This window comes from Streptomyces shenzhenensis, assembly GCF_021462265.1.
Lineage (GTDB): Bacteria > Actinomycetota > Actinomycetes > Streptomycetales > Streptomycetaceae > Streptomyces > Streptomyces shenzhenensis.
In genome coordinates this window covers 1-18,196 of record NZ_JAJONF010000085.1, presented here as the reverse complement: position 1 = coordinate 18,196, position 18,196 = coordinate 1, and the positions used below count along the sequence as shown (strand labels likewise).

At 73.2% G+C, this 18,196-nt stretch carries 13 protein-coding genes; 3 read left to right on the top strand and 10 right to left on the bottom strand.

What is annotated here, in order from left to right; translation table 11 throughout:
• Window positions 1-21 precede the first annotated feature (21 nt).
• From LQ326_RS45455 to LQ326_RS48140, 10 genes are all read right to left on the bottom strand, one after another.
• Window positions 22-306 (bottom strand): Rdx family protein, encoded by a 285-nt coding sequence (locus LQ326_RS45455; protein ID WP_234545086.1) that lies wholly within the window; start codon window positions 304-306, stop codon window positions 22-24.
• Window positions 303-1,211, bottom strand: coding sequence for a HipA family kinase (locus LQ326_RS45450; RefSeq protein ID WP_234545085.1), 909 nt, complete (start codon window positions 1,209-1,211; stop codon window positions 303-305). Before LQ326_RS45450 ends, LQ326_RS45455 begins: the two co-directional genes overlap by 4 nt.
• Window positions 1,212-1,372: 161 nt before the next feature.
• Window positions 1,373-1,555: a ferredoxin gene (locus LQ326_RS45445; protein WP_234545088.1), complete on the bottom strand. Its 183-nt coding sequence runs from the start codon at window positions 1,553-1,555 to the stop codon at window positions 1,373-1,375.
• 8 nt (window positions 1,556-1,563) lie between these two features.
• Window positions 1,564-2,361 (bottom strand): thioesterase II family protein, encoded by a 798-nt coding sequence (locus LQ326_RS45440; protein ID WP_234545084.1) that lies wholly within the window; start codon window positions 2,359-2,361, stop codon window positions 1,564-1,566.
• Window positions 2,358-3,233 carry a 3-hydroxybutyryl-CoA dehydrogenase gene (locus tag LQ326_RS45435; RefSeq protein WP_234545083.1) on the bottom strand — a complete coding sequence of 292 codons (876 nt, stop codon included), beginning with the start codon at window positions 3,231-3,233 and terminating at the stop codon, window positions 2,358-2,360. Before LQ326_RS45435 ends, LQ326_RS45440 begins: the two co-directional genes overlap by 4 nt.
• The gene (locus tag LQ326_RS45430; protein WP_234545082.1) at window positions 3,230-4,258 is read right to left on the bottom strand and encodes a 3-oxoacyl-ACP synthase III family protein; all 1,029 of its coding nucleotides are present in this window, start codon (window positions 4,256-4,258) and stop codon (window positions 3,230-3,232) included. The genes LQ326_RS45435 and LQ326_RS45430 overlap by 4 nt, the downstream gene beginning before the upstream one ends.
• Window positions 4,259-4,290: 32 nt before the next feature.
• A complete protein-coding gene (gene ccrA / locus LQ326_RS45425; protein ID WP_234545081.1) occupies window positions 4,291-5,637 on the bottom strand; it encodes a crotonyl-CoA carboxylase/reductase in 1,347 nt (448 codons plus the stop codon).
• 7 nt (window positions 5,638-5,644) lie between these two features.
• Window positions 5,645-7,204: an FAD-binding oxidoreductase gene (locus tag LQ326_RS45420; protein ID WP_308402167.1), complete on the bottom strand. Its 1,560-nt coding sequence runs from the start codon at window positions 7,202-7,204 to the stop codon at window positions 5,645-5,647.
• A gap of 46 nt (window positions 7,205-7,250) precedes the next feature.
• Window positions 7,251-8,504 carry a cytochrome P450 gene (locus tag LQ326_RS48530; protein WP_234545079.1) on the bottom strand — a complete coding sequence of 418 codons (1,254 nt, stop codon included), beginning with the start codon at window positions 8,502-8,504 and terminating at the stop codon, window positions 7,251-7,253.
• A 589-nt stretch (window positions 8,505-9,093) separates the two neighbouring features.
• Window positions 9,094-11,868, bottom strand: coding sequence for an ATP-binding protein (locus LQ326_RS48140; protein ID WP_268208396.1), 2,775 nt, complete (start codon window positions 11,866-11,868; stop codon window positions 9,094-9,096).
• A 474-nt stretch (window positions 11,869-12,342) separates the two neighbouring features.
• On the opposite strand from LQ326_RS48140, the gene LQ326_RS45400 reads away from it, so the two are divergent.
• The 3 genes from LQ326_RS45400 to LQ326_RS45390 form a co-directional block, all read left to right on the top strand.
• Window positions 12,343-15,285 (top strand): AfsR/SARP family transcriptional regulator, encoded by a 2,943-nt coding sequence (locus LQ326_RS45400; RefSeq protein ID WP_234545078.1) that lies wholly within the window; start codon window positions 12,343-12,345, stop codon window positions 15,283-15,285.
• Window positions 15,286-15,545: 260 nt separating this feature from the next.
• Entirely contained in the window at window positions 15,546-16,769 is a 1,224-nt protein-coding gene (locus tag LQ326_RS45395; protein WP_234545077.1) for a cytochrome P450 family protein, read from the top strand.
• Between the two features lie 61 nt (window positions 16,770-16,830).
• A partial coding sequence (locus LQ326_RS45390; protein ID WP_234545076.1) for a beta-ketoacyl [acyl carrier protein] synthase domain-containing protein occupies window positions 16,831-18,196 on the top strand: 1,366 nt, incomplete at its 3' end.

The window sequence follows — 18,196 nt, the reverse complement described above, 5'->3', positions numbered from 1 at the left end:
GCGGGACTTTCGCAACACGCCCTAGGAGGCAGGTTTGTCCGAGTGGCCCAGGGGCTTCCCGGGGGCCACTCGGTCGCGTACGGCCTGCTTCACCGCGGTGGGCTCGGGGAAGCCCTGCTCGCGCCGGTCCCACACGACCTCGTCGCCGACCCGTACGACGAAGACCCCGCCCTTGCCCGGCTTCAGCGCCAGCTCCGTCAGTTCGGTCTCGAAGGTGGTCAGCAGCTCCTGCGCCAGCCAGGCCGCCCGCGGCAGCCAGCGGCACTGGGTGCAGTACTCGATCTCGACGCGCCCGCTGTCACTCATCCGAGGTGTACCGACCAATCCTGTTCCGCTGCCGGCTTCCCGTGCAGGTCGGGCACCCGCTTCAGCCACTTCGGCCGGCCCTGCTGGGTGCGCGCCGCCCGGAGGGCGTCCTCGGCGGCGAGTTCCTCCCGGCTGGGGAAGTCGGTGGGCAGCCAGGCCCCGGAGGCCCGCACCCGCGCGTACAGGTGGTCGACGTACGCCCGGCGCGCCTCGCCGGGCGTGGCGAAGTCCTCGGTGAGCCATTCGTCGGGGACCTCGGCGACGATCTCCCGGAGCAGTTCCTCCGACACCTTCGGCGCCAGCTCGGCGTCGGCCGCCCACACGTCGGGCCCGTAGTGGCCGAGGGCGTGGTGCCTGAAGTCGTAGGCCTTCGCCGGGTCGGTCCCGTCCCAGCGATGGTGGAAGACGAGGGCCGCGCCGTGGTCGATCAGCCACAGGCGAGGGGGCGCGATGCCGAGCGTCGGCCAGACCATCAGGTTGGAGCTGTGGACGGTACGGTCGACGTTCACGGTCAGGGCGTCGAGCCAGACGACCCGGCCCGCCTCCAGCGGATCCACCCGGAAGGTCTTCGCGACCTCAGGGGTGAAGTCCCGCGCCCCCGGCAGGAAGTCCATCCCGAGGTTGCGGCCGCGGCTGGCCGCGTGCAGGTCGCGGACCTCCTGGTGCGGTTCGGAGTCGGCGATCGCCGGGTCGAAGTGGACCAGGACCAGCTCGGGGAAGCGCAGCCCCAGCGCCCGCGCCAGCTCCCCCACGATCACCTCGGCGACCAGCGCCTTGCGGCCCTGCGCGGATCCGGTGAACTTCACGACGTACGTGCCGTCGTCGTCGGCCTCCACGACGCCGGGGACGGAGCCGCCGGAGCGCAGGGGCTCGACGTAGCGGGTCGCGACGACCTCTCTCATCATTTCCCCAGGCCACCCGACCCTTCAGTCCTGCGATCCACGGTATCCGGCTTCCGGCCTCCGCTATGAAGTGAGCATAGTAACCGAGGGTGATCGCCGGTGAGGAGCGCCCGGACCATCGTGCCACGGGCGCGCTTCTCCGGCCTTTTCGTCGCGCCCTGAGCTCAGCCGCGGTCCTCGACGCTGATGGCACCGACCGGGCAGGCGCGGGCGGCTTCCGGGACCAGGGGGTCGGCGGGGTCGCGTACGGTGCCGTAGCCGTCGTCGTCCTGGACGAAGGCTCCGGGCGCGGTGAGGGCGCACTGGCCCGCGCCGATACAGACGTCCTTGTTCACCTCGACGTTCACCTCGACGGTCATGGTCTGCCTATCAGTTCGGGGGGAGGCGGGGTCCCCGGCGTGGCGGGCGGTGGAGCCAGGGCGGTGCTGATCACCCGGGCCACCTCCGCGGCCTGCGTGGTGAGGTAGAAGTGTCCGCCGGGGAAGGTGACCAGGTCGAAGGCGGACGTGGTGTGTTCCCGCCAGGCCCGGGCCTCCTCGGCGGTCACCTTGGGATCGTCGGCGCCGGTCAGGACGACGACGCGGCAGTCCAGGGGCGGGTCCGGGACGGCCCGGTGGCTCTCGACGATGCGGTAGTCGGCGCGGATCGCCGGCAGCACCATGCGCAGGAGTTCCTCGTCTGCGAAGATCCGCGAGTCCGTGCCGCTGAGCGCGCGGATCTCCCGCAGCAGCCCCTCGTCGTCGAGCCGGTGGGCGGCCTCGGGCCGGTGCCGTGACGGGGCCCGGCGGCCCGAGGCGAACAGCGCCACCGGGGTGTGGCCGGCGGCCTGCAGCCCGCGGGCCACCTCGAAACCGAGGACGGCGCCGAGGCTGTGCCCGAAGACGGCCAGCGGCCGGTCGGTCCACGGCAGCAGCTCGGTGATCACCTGGCGGGCCAGCACGTCGATGCTCGGCGCGCAGGGTTCGCCGCGGCGGTCCTGGCGGCCGGGGTACTGGACCGCGAGCACGTCGACGCCGTCGCCGAGGAGTGCGGGCAGCCCGGCGAAGAACGTGGCCGAGCCGCCCGCGTGCGGGAGACAGACCAGGCGTACCGGGGCCGCCGGGCGGGGCTGGAAGCGGCGGATCCACAGGCTGCCGTGCGGCTCGCCGCTCATGACGCCGCGCGCACGGTGTCGTAGCGGTGGAAGCCGTGGCCGGTCTTACGGCCCAGCCGGCCCTCGCCGATCAGCCGGTCCAGCAGCGGCGGTACGGCATGCCGCGGGTCGCCCGTGCCGTCCTCCATGCTCCGGGCCACGTCGGCGATGACGTCGAGCCCGATGAGGTCCAGGACCGCGAGGGGGCCCATGGGATGGCCGCAGCCGAGGGTCATGCCGCGGTCGATGTCCTCGGCCGTGGCGACACCGGACTCGTACATGCGGACGGCGGCCATGAGGTACGGGATGAGGAGCGCGTTGACGACGAAGCCGCAGCGGTCCTCGGCGCGCACGATCTCCTTGCCGAGCACCTCGGTGATCAGCTCCTCGGCGCGGGCGGCGGTGCGGTCGGTGGTGTACGCGGACCGGATGACCTCCACCAGCGGCATGGTCGGCACGGGGTTGAAGAAGTGCAGGCCGATCACGTAGCCGCGGCGGTCGGTGGCGGCCGCCAGATCGGCGACGGCGAAGGAGGAGGTGGTGGAGGCGAGGACCGCCTCGGGGTCCTCGACGGTCTTGCCGAGCGCGGTGAACAGCCGCAGCTTGGTCTCCCGGTCCTCGGTGACCGCCTCGATGACGAAGTCCCGGTCGGCAAGCGCGTCCGGGTCGGCGCCGAACACCGCGCGCTCTTCGGCGGAGGCGCGCCGCGCGTCGTCGATACGGCCCTTCGCCTGTGCCCGGTCGAGCAGCCCGAGGACGCGGGTGCGGGCGCGGTCGGCGGAGGCCGGGCCGGAGCCCACGATCCGCACGTCCAGGCCGGCGCGCAGGCACTCGGCGGCGATGCCGGCGCCCATGGTGCCGCCGCCGACGACACCGACCCGGCGGGCCCTCATGCCGCGCTCCGCGCGACCGGCGCCGACCAGCGCAGCAGGCCCGCGGCGACCGCCATGCCGGCGCCGAACCCGGCGAGCAGCACCAGGTCGCCGGGGCGCAGCGCGCCGGAGCGGTTGGCCTCGTCCAGGGCGATGGCCACGGAGGCGCTGCCGGTGTTGCCCGAGTGGTCCAGCGGCAGATGGGTGACGGCGCCGGTCAGGCCGCAGGCGTCGACGAGTTCCGTGACCATCATGCCGTTGGCCTGGTGGGGCACGAAGTGGTCGACGTCGGCGGCCTTGTGGTCGCAGCGTTCCAGCAGGGCGTCGATGATGCCGGGCACGTTGTCCATGACGTAGTCGCGGACCTCCCGGCCGCGCATGTGCAGGACGTGGCCGCGGTCGGCGACCGTCTGCGGGGAGGCGGGGCGGCGGCTGCCGCCGCCGGGGATCTCGATCAGCCGGTGGGCGGCGCCGCCGCCGATCATGTCGAGGTCGAGGAAGCCGGAGCCGTCGTCGACGGCGGCGACCACGGCGGCTCCGGCACCGTCGCCGAACAGCACGCTGGTGGCCCGGTCGTCGAAGTCGACGAACCGGGAGTAGACGTCGGTGCCGATCACCAGAGCGCGGGCGGCGGGCCGCAGGCTGATCAGGGCACGGGCGAGAGCGAGCGAGGTCACGAAGCCGGAGCAGGCGATGTTGACGTCGAAGCAGCCCGCGCGGTGGGCGCCCAGCGCGTGCTGCACCAGGGTCGCGGTGGCCGGTATGGGAGCGTCGCCGGTGGTGGTGGAGACGATGAGGTAGTCGATGTCGCCGGCGCCGAGACCGGCCGCGTCCAGGGCGGAGCGGGCCGCGCGCACGGCGAGGTCGGAGGCCGCCTCGTCCGGGGCGGCGAACCGGCGCGAGACGATCTTCGTCTTGCGTTCGATCCACTCCGCGCTGGTGCCGGGCACCATCGCCACGACCTCGTCGTTGGTGACCACCCGTTCGGGCAGGTAGGAGCCGGTCGCGAGGATGCCGATGCCGCCTGCCGACAGGTCCGCTGTCATGTTCGTATCCCTTCGGGTCTCCGATGGCCGGGTCAGCCCGCGGCGGCCGCGCTGACGGACCGCAGCGGGGTGAGGGTCTCCTCGCCGATGCGGGCGCGCAGTTCGGGCGCGGTGACGCCGAGGCCGGGCTCGGGGGCGAGGCAGAGCACGCCGACCTTGCCGACGTGCTGGTTCAGCTGCACCAGGCGGGTCGCCTCACCGACGTCCGCCAGCGGGTAGACCCGGGAGACCACCGGAACGATGCTGCCCTGCTCGAAGAGGCGGGCGAACTCGGTCATCTCCTGGAGGTTGGCGATGTGGCTGCCGACGATCCGCTTGAGCTTCATCCACAGGTAGCGGTTGTCGAACGTGTGGTGGTAGCCGGTGCTGGAACCGCAGGTCACCACCACGCCACCGCGCCGTACGACGAACACGGAGATGCCGAAGGTGGCGCGTCCGACGTGCTCGAAGACGATGTGCGGGTCCTCCCCCACCTCCCGGCGGACGATCGCGCCGAGCCGTTTGCCGGCCTTGATGGCGAGTTCGGGGTCGTCACCGGTGTCGTCGCCGATGCCGATCTCCGCACGGTTGATCACCACCTGGCAGCCGACCTTCCGGGCGATGGCCTCCTTGGCCTCGGAGCCGACCACTCCGACCGCGATCCCGCCGCCGTTGCGGACGAGTTGGGCGGCGTACGCGCCGAGGCCGCCGGAGGCGCCCCAGATCAGCACGATGTCGCCCTGCTTCATCCGGGCGCCCCGGTCGCTGACCAGCATCCGGTAGGCCGTGCCGCCGCAGACGGGGATGCTGGCGGCCTCCTCCCAGCTCAGGTGCGGCGGCTTCGGGACGAGTTGGCTGGCGCGGGCCACCGCGTACTGGGCGAGGCCGCCGTAGTTGGTCTCGAAGCCCCAGGCGAGCTGGGCCTCGCTGAGCATGCCGTCGGTCTGGGTGGCCGGCTCCTGGTCGTCGACGTGGGCGGGGCTGACGACGACATGGTCACCGACGCGCCAGCGCCGTACGCCCGAGCCGACCCGGACCACGACACCGCTGCCGTCGGAACCGAGGACGTGGAAGGGCTGGTCGTGGCGGGCCGCCCAGCCGCCCTGCCTCGCGTAGGAGCGCAGGAAGCGGAACGTGGACAGCGGCTCGAACTTCGCCGACCAGACGGTGTTGTAGTTGACGGAGCTGGCCATGACGGCGACAAGCACCTCGTCGGGGGCGATGTCGGGCATCGGGACCTCGCCGACGTGCAGGGTCCGGCGGACGTCCTTGTCCGCGGCGTCGGCGAAGACGCCCTCGTCCTCGACGCGCAGATGCGCGGCGGTGAAGCGGTCGGGCAGCTCGGCGCGGGCCAGCTCGTCCGGGGCGGCCCCGGAGAGCACGGCGTCGGTCAGGGACATGGGTACCTCATTCGCCGGTGGGCGGTGCTATGGAGAGCGCGTGGTGGAAGACGTTGCGCGGGTCCCACTGCGCCTTGATCCGCTGGAGCCTCGGGTAGTTGTCCTTGTAGTAGAAGGTCGGCCAGGGCACGCCGGAGTCGTTGTGGGCGGGGTCGGCGAGATCGGCGTCGGCGTAGTTGATGTAGCAGCCGTCCCAGGTGCCGTCGGGCACGGGCACCCCGCCGGTGGCGGCGTAGACCTCCTTGTACATGCCGCGCACCCAGGCCAGGTGCCGGTCGTCCTCGGCCGGGTTCGTCCACCACGCCTGGTACTGCATCTTGACGAGCGAGTCCCGCTGCGGGATGGCGGTGGCGTCCGGGGCGACGGTGGCGATCTGCCCGCCGTACGGGAAGATGATCAGGGAGGCACCCGGGTTGCTGTAGTCCGTCGAGGTCAGGTAGCGGTGGATGGTCGCCGCCTGCTCGGCCGTGAAGTTGGTCCTGAGGTACGCCGACTTGGCCTTGACCCGGACGGCGGGGGCCGCGTAGTTCGAGGTGGAGACGAACCGGGTGACCTGGCCCCAGGTGGCCTTGGTGGGCGCGGCGGCCAGGGCCTGACGGACGGCGTCGGAGGTGCCCTCGCCGATCGCGGCGAGGTGGTCGGCGAGCATGCCCGCGGCGCCGTCCACGGTCGCGTCGACCTGGGTGATGAGGGTGAGCACGCCGGTGGCGACGTGGTTGAGTCCGAACAGGCTGGACAGCGCGTTCTCCTTGGCGCCGGGGGCGCTGTGGTCGCCCAGCCAGGAGATGAAGTTGGTGAGCAGCCGGGCGAAGTCGGCGCCGTCGACCGCGCTCCACGGGATGGCGGCGATGTTCAGCAGGACGTGCGAGGGCGGCTGGGGCAGCAGGGTGCGCGGGTCGTCGCCGGTCGCGCCGGGGCTGCGGAACCAGTACGTGGTGACGACCCCGAAGTTGCCGCCGCCCCCGCCGGTGTGCGCCCACCACAGGTCGTGGTTCGGGTCGTCGGGGTCGGCTGTCGCGACGACCGCGCGGGCCTTGCCCGCGGAGTCCACGACGACGACCTCCACCGCGTACAGGTGGTCGACGACCAGCCCGAACTGACGGGACAGCAGGCCGTAGCCGCCGCCGCAGGCGTGGCCGCCCATGCCGACCGAGTAGCACAGCCCGGCCGGGAGGGTGACGCCCCACTCGTGCAGCAGGGTGTCGTAGACGTTGAGGAGGATCGCGCCGGGCTGGACGGCGAAGGCGCCGCGCCGCGCGTCGTAGCGCACCTCGTCCAGGGTGGACAGGTCGAGGACGACCTCTATCTCTGGGTTGTAGACGAAGTTCTCGAAGCAGCCGCCGCCGCTGCGCACCGAGAACCGCTTGCCGGTGTCGACCATCTCCTGGACGGCGGCGACCGCCTCGGCGGTGGAGCGGACGACCCGGATCCGGTCCGGGGTGCCGATCCAGCGCTTGTTGTAGCCGCTGGTCATGTCGTCGTAGCGGGCCTCGTCCGGGGTGACGACGATCGGTTCGGCCGCCGCCTCGGCGGCCTGGGCCGGGCCCGCGCCGGTGCCTGCTGCCACGGTTGCTCCTGCCATCGCGTATCCCAGTAGCTGTCTGCGGGCGAGCTCAGCCACTGGCCGCCGCCGGCATCCGGGTGATGGCGCTGACGAAGTTGCTGGTGACGCGGACCGGCTCGCCGACCTCGAAGTCCGGTACCCGGCGCAGGAGTTCCTTGAGCAGGACGCGCAGCTCCATCCGGGCGAGGACGTTGCCCAGGCAGTGGTGGGGACCGCCGCCGCCGAAGCTGATGTGCCGGTTGGGGGTGCGGGCCAGGTCCAGGATGTGCGGGTCGGTGAAGACCCGCTCGTCACGGTTGCCGGAGGGGTAGAAGAGGGCCACCTTGTCCCCCTCGCTGATGTGCCGCCCGCCCAGTTCGGTGTCCCGGGCGGCGGTACGGCGCAGGGTGAGCACCGGGGTGGACCAGCGCAGCAGTTCCTCGATGGCCTTGCCCGAGCGGGCGTCGAAGTCGGCGGCGAGGAAGGCGCGTTGCTCGGGGAAGTCGGAGAGCGCCTTGCCGGCGTGGCTGATGGTCTGCCGCGGGGTGTCGAAACCGGCGCCGATCAGCAGCAGGAAGAAGGCGCTGATCTCGGCGTCGGTCAGGCCCTCGCCGTCGACGCGGGCCTGCACCAGGTCGGTCATCACGTCGTCCTGCGGGTCCGCGCGGCGCGCCTGGGCGATCGCGACGGCCTTCTGGGAGACGAGTCCGACGACCTCGTTCACGATGTCGGCGCGGTCCCGGCCGAGCTTCTCCGCCTCGTCCCGGCTGGCCAGCATGACGGTGATCGCCTCGGTGAAGCGGTCCAGCTCCGCCGTCTCCAGACCGAGCATGTACGTCATCGTCCAACGGGCCATCGGCATCGAGATCTTGGCGACGAAGTCGCAGTCGCCGGCGGTCGCGAAGTCCTCGACGATCCGGCGGACCTCGTCCTCCATCGACCCGCGCATCTGCTCCATCCGGGCGGGACTGAAGGCCGCGGTGACCAGGCTGCGGACCTTCAGATGGCGGGGCGCGTCCATGGCGACGATGGACTGGGTGGCCTGCAGGATGTCCTCGGGCAGCTCTTCGAACTGCACGCCCTTGCGGGAGATGTAAAGATCCGGCTGACTGCTCACGGCCACGATGTCGGCGTGCCGTACGACCGCCCAGAAGCCGTCGTCCTCGGGTGTGGGCAGCAGGCTGCCCTCCGGCGCCTTGTGCCAGGAAACCGGTCGTTCGTCGCGCAGGACGCGGAAGGTGTCGTCCCAGGCCGCCGGGGGCTGCGACCAGAACTCGATGGACGAAATGTCGGCGGTGTCGAACCGCCGGGCCGCGGTGGTCACCAGGGTCTCCTCCTCGGGGAAACGGCACGCGGGCCGAGGTGATCGGCGCGCGCCGGGCCGTACCGGAACGGGAGACCGCACCCGCCGGCCGTCGGGGACGGCAGGCGGTCGGACGGTCGCGTCCCGACGCACCGCCGAGCATGGGATCGGCTCCCTGCCAGGGCCTTGCACAGCGCTTGCGGCTTCCTTGCGGGCCGCCGGTCCGCCCGGGACCGCCGCCCCTGGTCGGGCCCGCCGCCCCTGGTCGGGCCCGACGGGTACCGGCGGCACCCGCTGGGACAGCGGGCGCCGCCGGTACCCGGCCGTTGGCGTGGGAGCACGGCTGTTCCCGCACCGTGCGTGCGGCGTGCCAGGTGCGGTCCGGCGGATCAGGTCGCGGGACGGCGGCGGTGGCTGCGTGGCGGAGCCGGCCGGCCGCGAGGCGGAGGAGGCGTGGCCGCTCGGCCTCCCCCACGCCCGGACGCGCTCGCGCGGGCGCACCCCTCGTCACGGCGGACGACGCGGTGGGGGCACCGCCGCCGGGGGCACCCCCTCCGAAGGAGGGCGTGCCAGACCCGGCGCGTCCGCGGCGTGCTCCGCCGGACAGCGCCTACCGCAGCCGGGTGCGGTGCCTTTCGCTCAGCTCCGCGAGCAGTACCTCCTGCGTCAGCGCGTCCCGGAACGCCAGCCGGAACGGCGGCCGGGTCTCCCAGCGGAGCAGCCCGCAGCGCGCGGCCTCCTCCAGGGCCGCCTCCGGGTCGCTGTCCCGCGGTACGGCCTCCCGGACCAGCGCCGGATCGAAGGCGGCGCCGAGCGCCGAACAGCAGCGCAGCACCTCCAGCACCGGCTCGGGCAGGGCCGTCAGGCGCCGGGCCAGTGCCTGGCGTACGCCCAGCGGCACGTCGGCCAGCGCGGCCTGTACCTCCGTACGGTCCTTGAGCGATTCGGGGTCGCCGACGCCCGCCAGGAACTGGTGCAGGAAGTACGGGTTGCCGCGGCTGCGTTCGTGCAGCACCCGCTGGACGTCGTCGGGCACCCGGACCCCCGTCTGGACCCCGACGAGTTCGGCGGTCTCGGCCCGGGACAGGCCGGTCAGCCGCAGACTGCGGGTGCGCGGGTCGCTGAGGACGCCGGTGACCGCGCCGCCGTGCATGAAGTCCGCGGCGACCCCCGTGTCCTCCGCGATCACGACGACGCCGAGCGGGTGGCCGCGCAGCCGGGCGCGCAGCAGGGTCAGCAGTTCCAAGGAGCGTTCGTCGGCCTGGTCCAGGTCCTCCAGGACCACGACCAGCGGCTCCTCGGCGGCCACGGCGAGCAGCGTCTCGCACATCGCGTCCTGGACGAGGAAGCGGGCCAGGGGCGTCTGGTCCTCGGCAGTCAGGCAGCGGCGGCTCGCCTCCGGGTCGAGCATCAGCGGGACCAGCAGCCGGCCGAAACGGGCCTCGGCGCGACGGAACGGCTCGGGGCGGGAGACGGCGAGCTGGCGGAAGACCTGGGACCACACCCAGTAGTCCGGTACGCCGTCCCAGGACGTGCAGCAGCCCCACACCACCTCCTGGAGCTGGTCGTTGAGGTGCGCGCCGACCTCCGCGACCAGTTCGGTCTTGCCGACGCCCAGCTCACCGAGCACGGCGGTGAGGTGGCTGCCGCCGTTCAGCGCGTCGAACACATGCCCACCGAGCACCGCACGCTCCCGCTCCCGGCCGACGAACAGCCCGCGGGCCCGGCGGAGATCGCCGAGCGCCGAGCCGAGGTGGGGGGCAGCCGCCGGCACCGGGGCGGCCGGGGCGGCCTGCGGAACCCTGTGCGGGAAGGGCGGCGGTGGCGGCGGTGCCGTCGTCGCGGAGGAGCCGGCGGGGAGCGGGGACGGGGTGGAGGCCGCGGACGAAGCAGGGGCCTGAGGGCGGCCGGCGGCAGGCAGACCGGGGGCCGCGGGCGGATCGGCGGCAGCGGGCGTCGCGGGTGCGGGCACGGGTGCGGGTCCCGGTGCGGGTCCGGCAGGAATGTCTGGAGCGGGCGCCTTCGCGTTCGGCTCGTGGGAGGCGGGAGGGGGGAACAGCACACCGGGACCGGACGAGACGTCGGCTGGGGAGAGCGGGGCCGGTGCGTGCGACGCGGCGGACGCCGGCCCCGCGGCGGACAAGTCCGAAACGGCAGGCGCCGGCACCGGGACAGCGGCAGGCGCATGCGCGACCGCGGGCCCGTGGGAGGCAGCAGGTGCGTACGCGGCAGCAGGCATGGAAACGGAGACAGGCCCGTGCGAAGCGGTGGGCCCGGACGCGGCGACGGGTGTCCGCGGGGCAGCGGTCGAGGTCGGGTTGCCCGGTGCCGGCCGCTGCCGCGCAGGTGCGGGACCGGTGTGGTCCGCGCCCCCCGGCGTTCTCGGCGCCACAGGGTCCACCGCACCCGACGGCACTGACCGCGCCGGGCCCGTCACACCCGCCGTTCCCGGCCCCGGCCCCGCCGGATCCGCTGCACAGGCCTCTCCGGAAGCCGCCCGTCCAGCCGGCGCTCCGGCCCCGTCGGCGGTCCCCGGCCGGGGGCGTTCCGGGGCTCCGGGGAGGGTGAGGCGCTGGCGGAGGATGTCCGTGTAGACGCCCCGGAGTTCGGCACCGGGATCGACGCCGAGTTCCTCGGCCAGGTGGCGGCGGGTCTGTTCGTACAGGCGCAGGGCCTCGGCCTGGCGGCCCAGCCGGTACAGGCCGGTCATCAGATGGCCGACGAGTCGTTCATGGGTGGGGTTGCCCTGGACTTCCGGGTACAGCGCTCGCACCACACGGTCCGCGTCGCCGAGGGCCAGGCAGGCGTCGGCCTGCGCTTCCAGCGCGGTCAGGCGCAACTGCCCGAGGCGTTCGTTCTCGTCGGCGATGGGGCGATAGGAGACGAGTTCGAGGTAGGGCTGGGCGCGCCAGAGCCCGAGCGCCCGCGTCAGCGCGTCCCGGGCCTGGCCGAAACAGCTGTCGGCGAGGGAATGCCGCCCTTGCTCAATCAGCCGTTCGAATCGGTAGGCGTCGACGAGTTCGGGGTCGAGGTCGAGGACATAGCCCGGGGAGAGGTGGCGCAGCCGCGCGTGGCCGCCCCCCTGCTCCCGCACCTTCGCCAGGGCCCGGCGCAGATGGGAGATGTAGGTCTGGAGAGTGGCGACGGGGTGCCGAGGAGGACGCGGGCCCCACAGTTCGTCGACCAGCTGCCCCACGGTGACAACGTTTCCCCTGCGCACCAGCAGCAACCCGAGCAACGCCCGGTGGCGCAGCGGACCGAGCGGCAGTGACTGTCCGGCCCGCAGCGCGGTCAGCGAGCCGAACACCCGTAACTCCCATGCGGCGGGGTGGTTTTCCTCCTCTCGGCTCGTGGTCCACCTGGTCGCGGTCGGCGTGGGGCTCATCGCGCTCCTTTGTTCCAGGGGTACGCGTCCGAACACTTCAGCCATACACTTCCTTTGTTCACCGGGAGGCACTCGGGGAATGTCGCAGGGCACCCGGTCGGAACGCGGCACACGAACTGCACGGACCGCGGCGGGAAATGAGTCAGAAGAGTCAACCGGACAGCGTCTGTTCCGGAATAATCCGGCCTGACGCGAAAACGTCCGGTGGCTATTCCGCCACGTATCCCTCTGCGGCCGTCCACCTCCCCCTCGGTGTCAGTGCGTGCGCCCAGCCCACACGGGCGAGCACGCCGCTACCGGACTTCCAAGCTCCATGCCCCGTTCGGCACTTGAGCGCGATCGTATGGCACCGGTTGTGTCGAAAATGTGACGCGTCGTAAGAGCTCTCCACCGACAGGATGCTTTCCGGCCAGCTCCCCGCCACGCCGCTGAGCCACCCCTGGATCGCATTCGAACTGGCTTACTCTCGAACGCGTGTGGTTGACCGTACTTGGGCCCCTGCGGGCCTGGCAGGACGAGGTGGAGCTCGATCTCGGCCCCGCCAAACGCCAGGCCCTGCTGGCCCTGCTGCTGGTCCGGACGGGGCAGCCGACCAGCCTCGCCACGATCATCGACGTGCTGTGGGGACAGGATCCGCCGAGCAGCGCCGCCAACGTCGTCTACCGCCACACGGCCGCGATCCGCCGCCTGCTGGAGACCGGTGACCAGGGTCCCGGCCGCCCGTCCGCACGTCTGGTCCGGGTGTCCGGTGGATACCGGCTGGACGCCGGCCCGGCCACGCTCGATCTGCTGAGCTTCCGCCAACTGACGGGGCAGGCAAGGAGGCTGGCGGAGATGGGCGCGATGCGCGAGAGCGTCCGCCTGTTCACGCGCGCGCTGCGGCTGTCCCGGGGCCCCATCGCCTCGGGGATCCTCTCGCACGTGGCGCAGCACCCGTACTTCGTGGCGGTGGACGGCGAGTACCTGACGGCCGTGAAGGAGGCCGCGGTGATCGCCGGGCGGCTGGGCGAACTCGGCGCCGTCCTCGACGTGCTCCAACCGGCCGCCGTCCAGCACCCGTTGGACGAGACGCTGCAGGCGCAGCTGATGCGCACGCTCGCCGCCGCCGGCCGGCAGGCGGAGGCGCTGCAGGCCTATCACGCGGTCCGCACCCATCTCGACGAACAGCTCGGCATAGTCCCCGGACCCGAACTGCGGTCCGTGTACGAGGACATACTGCTGCGCGGGACGCAAGGCACCGAACCCGGCGCGGCCGGGCCGGCCTCTCCCACGTGCCATCCCTCGCTCGACAGCCTCTGCCCGCTCGCCGGGCACCGCGAGCGCGGCTGCCCGGCCCCGTGGCCGTCCGGTCCGCTCCCGCCGGAGGCCGCCGGCTTCGTCGGCCGGGAGGCCGAGCTGGCCCGCCTCGCGGCGCTGGTACCGGCAGACCAGGGCGCGGAGGGTGACGCGGTCCCGATCGGTGGCGAAGTGCCGGGCGGTGACACGACCCCGAACCGCGGCGAAGTACCAAGCGGTGACACGACCCCGAACCGCGGCGAAGTACCAAGCGGTGACACGACCCCTGACGGCGGCGAAATGCCGGGCGGTGACGCGGTCCCGGGCGCTGGGTCCGGCTCCGCACCGGCCGGCCGCGACGTCGGAGGCGGCGCCATGGGGCCGCGGGTACTCGGGGTGCCGTTACCCACTCCGGTGGCCGCCGGGGAGGACGCCGCGGCCGGGCTGCCCCCGGTGGCCTCTCCGGTGGCCGCCGTCGTGGGGCCGCCGGGTATCGGCAAGACCGCGCTCGTGGTGCGGGCGGCCCATCGTCTCGGCGCGCGCTTTCCCGACGGCCTGCTCTTCGTGGACCTGCGCGGGCACGCCCGGTCCGGTGACTCGGTCACCGCCAAGGAGGCGCTGCGCGGGCTGCTGGTGGCGCTCGGCACACCCGGACACCGGGTCCCGGCCGGGCTGCGGGAGCGGTCGGCGCTGTACCGGGACCTGCTGTCGGACCGCCGGGTCCTGGTGGTCCTGGACGACGCCCGTGACGCCGGCCAGGTACGGAACCTGCTGCCGCGTTCCCCCGGCTGTCTGACCCTCGTCACCAGCCGGGACCCGCTGGACGACCTGGTCGTCAGGGAAGGGGCCCGGCGGCTGGAGCCCGACGCGCTGGAACCGGCCCAGGCGTACGAGGCGCTGGCCTGCCAGGTGGGCGCGGCGCGGGCCGCGGCCGAACCGGAGGGGGCGGCGGCACTGGCCGCGTACTGCGCCGGCGTCCCCCTCGCGCTGGCCCTCGCGGGCGCCGTGGCCGTCCGTCGTCCGGACGACGGGCTCGACACGCTGGCAGAGGAGCTGCGGGCCCACGGTGCCCCGCCCGGCGGCACTCCCGACCCCCCGGAGACGGTCCGCCGGGTCCTGCTCTGGTCGTATGCGAGGCTGCCCGCCGAGACGGCCCGGATGTTCCGGCTGCTCGCCCTGCATCCGGGCCGGGACGTCCCGGTGTCCGCCGCGGCCAGTCTCGCCGGCGTGGCGCCCGTGCGGGCCCGTGCGATGCTCGACGAGCTGTCCCGGGCCCGCCTGCTCAGCGCACAGGACACCGACACCTATCTTCTGCACGATCTGCTGCGCACGTGCGCGCTGCGGCTGTCCCACGTGCACGATCCCGACGACATGCGCCGGCTCGCCGTACGCCGCATGCTGGACCACTACGTTCACACCGCCCGGGAGGCGGGCTACCGCCTCGCCCCGCACCGCAACGCGCTCGGGGCACTGCCCGCGCCGCAACCGCGCACCACACCGGAGCGGCTCGACGACCCCGCCCAGGCCGCCGACTGGCTCGACCGCCGGCTGCTGCCCGTGCTCAGTGGCGTGCTGCGCGAGGCGGTCGCACTGGGTCTGCACGCGCACGTCCACCAGTTGGGGCTGGCTCTGGAGCTTCCGCTGGACCGGTGGGCCCGCTGGGACGAGCAGCTCGCCCTGCAACAGACCTGCCTGTTCACCGCCGGCCTCCAGGCCGACCTGGTGGCCCGCGCGCAGGCGCACCGCGCGCTCGGCTTCTCCTACGGGCGGCTCGGCCGGCACACCGACGCGCAGACCCACCTGCACAGCGCGCTGAACCTGTTCGCGGAGGCGGAGGACGAGCAGGGCCAGGCCAGGGTGCACCGATGCATCGCGCTCCTGGCCAACGTCGCCGGCCGGCACGATCTGGCGCTGTCCCACTACCAGCAGGCCCTCGACCTGTACCGGCGGGCCTCGGACACGAGCGGCGAGGCCGACGTCCGCAACGAGATCGGCTGGACCCGTCTGATGAGGGGCGACCACACCGCCGCCCTCGATCCGTGCGCCCGCGCGGCCGGCCTGTGCCGCGCCGCGGACCGCACGGCCGGTGGGGCCATCGCCTACGACGGCCTCGGCCACGCCCGCCACCGACTCGGCGCGTAGGACGAGGCACCGACCCACGGCCGGTCCGCCCGCGGTCTCCGCGGCGCCCTGGACGAGCGCGGTCCGCGGGCCGGCACCCTGATCCGCGTCCGGCGCGGCCGGCGCGCCCGACCGAGCCCCGCAAGCGCCCTGCAAGGCTCCTGTCAGGGTTCGGCAAGGCCTGCCGCCAGTGCCCGGCAAGGGGTGCGGACCATGCTCCCGGGAGGAACACCCCAGGACCCGGAGCAGGGACACGGTCCCGTGGCCAGGAGGGCGCAGTCGTGCAGGAATCCCAGGTGACCGAGGAACTGGACGTCAGTTTCGTCCAGACCCCCCACGAGGTGCTGAAGCGGCTCCGCGAGGCCGGCCCAGCAGTGAAGGTGATGCTGCCCAACGGGTCGCTGGTGTGGATCGTGACCCGCTACGAGGAGGTCCGGCAGGCGCTCAGCGAGACCAAGCTGAGCAAGGACTTCAAGGGCCTCAACGAACTGATGGCCAAGCACACCAAGGAGGGCCACGCGCCCAAGCAGTACGACGAGGCACTCGTCGGGCACATGCTGGCCAGCGACCCGCCGGACCACACCCGGATGCGCCGCCTGGTCAACAAGGCGTTCACCCCGCGCCGGGTGGAGGGCATGCGGCCCATGCTGCGGGAGCTGACCGCGCGGCTGCTCGACGAGATGGCCGAGCACGACGAGATCGACCTGCTGGAGGCGCTCGCCTACCCGGTGCCGATGGAAGTGCTGTGCACGCTGCTCGGGGTGCCGGAGGCCGAGCGGCTCGCCTTCGGCCGGTATGCGGCCGTCGTGCTCTCCGACCTCGCCCCCGAAGGGTACGAGGAGGCCACCCGGGCGATGCGCGAATACCTGGTGAAGCTGATCCAGGTCAAACGCGAGAACCCCGGCGACGACCTGCTGAGCGCGCTGATCGCCGCCCGTGACGAGGACGACAAGCTCACCGAGGGCGAACTGCTCGCGACGATCTACCTGATGTTCTCGGCCGGTACCGAGACGGCCGTCAACCTCATCGGCAACGGCGTACTGGCCCTGCTCACCCACCCCGGTGAGCTGGAGAAGCTGCGCGCCGACCGGTCGCTGCTGCCGCAGGCGGTCGAGGAGTTCCTCCGTTTCGACGGGCCCGTGAACCTGGCCACCTTCCGGTACACCATCGCCCCGGTGTCGCTCGGCGACGTCACCATCCCGGTGGGCGAGGTGGTCATGGTCTCCCTCATGGCCGCCAACCGCGACCCCGACCGCTTCGACAACCCCGAACTCTTCGACATCACCCGGCCGATCGGCGGCCAGATGACGTTCGGGCACGGCATCCACTACTGCATGGGCGCGCCACTGGCCCGGCTGGAGGCCGAGATCGCCCTCGGCATGCTCCTCGACCGCTTCCCCGACCTGTCCCTCGCCTGTGACCCGAACGAGTTGCAGTGGCGGCTCAGCACCGTCACCCACGGCCTGGAGAAGCTGCCGGTCCGGCCGCACGGCACCGACGGCTGACGACAGGCGACCGACGCACGGTCGATCACCCTTTGGCGGTTCGGCGAAAGGAATGTGTGCAATGCGTGCGGTTGACGACTCGACCACGGGTGCCGGCGCTCCCACGGGCCCGCGTGACGAGCCGGTCGCGGTGATCGGCCTGGCGTGCCGGCTGCCGGGCGCTCCGGACCCGTCCGCGTTCTGGCGGCTGCTGAGCGAGGGCCGTGACGCGATCTCCGAGCCTCCGCCGCACCGGCACCCGGCCGCCGCCGACGCCCCGCAGGCCCGGCGCGGCGGCTATCTGGACCGTGTCGACGGCTTCGACGCGGCCTTCTTCGGCATCTCCCCCCGGGAGGCGCCGGCCATCGACCCCCAGCAGCGACTCGCCCTGGAACTGGGCTGGGAAGCGCTGGAGGACGCCGGTATCGCCCCCGACACCCTCGGGGGCACCCCCGCGGGCGTCTACGTCGGCGCGATCGCCGACGACTACGCCGCCCTCCTGCGCCGCGGCGGCCCACAAGGCATCACGCGGCACATGTTCACCGGCGTCCAGCGAGGTGTGATCGCCAACCGGCTCTCCTACTCGCTGGGGCTGCGGGGTCCCAGTCTGACGGTCGACTGCGGCCAGTCCTCGTCACTGGTCGCAGTCCACCTGGCCGCCGAAGCGCTGCGCCGCGGCGAGGCCGGACTCGCCCTGGCGGGCGGTGTCCAGCTGAACCTGGCGCCCGAGAGCGCCACGGCCGTGGAGCGCTTCGGTGCCCTGTCCCCCGACGGCCGCTGCCACACCTTCGACGCCCGCGCCAACGGTTTCGTCCGCGGCGAGGGCGGGGCCCTGGTGGTCCTGAAGCCGCTGTCCCGGGCGGTCGCCGACGGCGACCGCGTCTACTGCGTGCTCAGCGGCTCCGCCGTCAACCACGACGGTGCCGGCGAGGGCCTGGCCGTACCGAACGCCGAGGCCCAGCGGGAGGTCGTCACGGCGGCGCTCGCGGACGCGGGCCTGCGTCCGGGTGCCGTGCAGTACGTCGAACTGCACGGCACCGGCACTCCGGTCGGCGACCCTGTCGAGGCGGCGGCACTGGGCGCCGCGCTGGGTACGGCTCCCGACCGGACGACCGACCTCGCGGTCGGCTCGGCCAAGACCAACGTAGGCCACCTCGAAGGCGCGGCCGGCGTGGTGGGCCTGCTCAAGACCGTGCTGTCCCTGCACCATCGGGCACTTCCGCCGAGCCTCAACTTCGAGACGCCGAACCCCGCCATCCCCTTCGACCGGTTGCGACTGCGTGTCCGGACGGAGATGGGACCCTGGCCCCAGCCGGACCGGCCGCTGGTGGCCGGTGTCTCCGCCTTCGGGGTGGGGGGCACCAACGCCCATGTGCTCGTGACGGAGGCACCGCCCACGCGACCGGCCGCCGCGCCGACGGGCGAGCCGGTCGGCGCGGTGCCCCTGG

What these genes read in the sequence shown, in the direction of transcription:
- LQ326_RS45430 (WP_234545082.1), bottom strand. Translation starts at nt 4,258, where the DNA reads ATGACAGCGGACCTGTCGGCAGGCGGCATCGGCATCCTCGCGACCGGC.
- ccrA (WP_234545081.1), bottom strand. Translation starts at nt 5,637, where the DNA reads ATGTCCCTGACCGACGCCGTGCTCTCCGGGGCCGCCCCGGACGAGCTG.
- LQ326_RS45450 (WP_234545085.1), bottom strand. Translation starts at nt 1,211, where the DNA reads ATGATGAGAGAGGTCGTCGCGACCCGCTACGTCGAGCCCCTGCGCTCC.
- LQ326_RS45440 (WP_234545084.1), bottom strand. Translation starts at nt 2,361, where the DNA reads ATGAGCGGCGAGCCGCACGGCAGCCTGTGGATCCGCCGCTTCCAGCCC.
- LQ326_RS45435 (WP_234545083.1), bottom strand. Translation starts at nt 3,233, where the DNA reads ATGAGGGCCCGCCGGGTCGGTGTCGTCGGCGGCGGCACCATGGGCGCC.
- LQ326_RS45455 (WP_234545086.1), bottom strand. Translation starts at nt 306, where the DNA reads ATGAGTGACAGCGGGCGCGTCGAGATCGAGTACTGCACCCAGTGCCGC.
- LQ326_RS48140 (WP_268208396.1), bottom strand. Translation starts at nt 11,868, where the DNA reads ATGAGCCCCACGCCGACCGCGACCAGGTGGACCACGAGCCGAGAGGAG.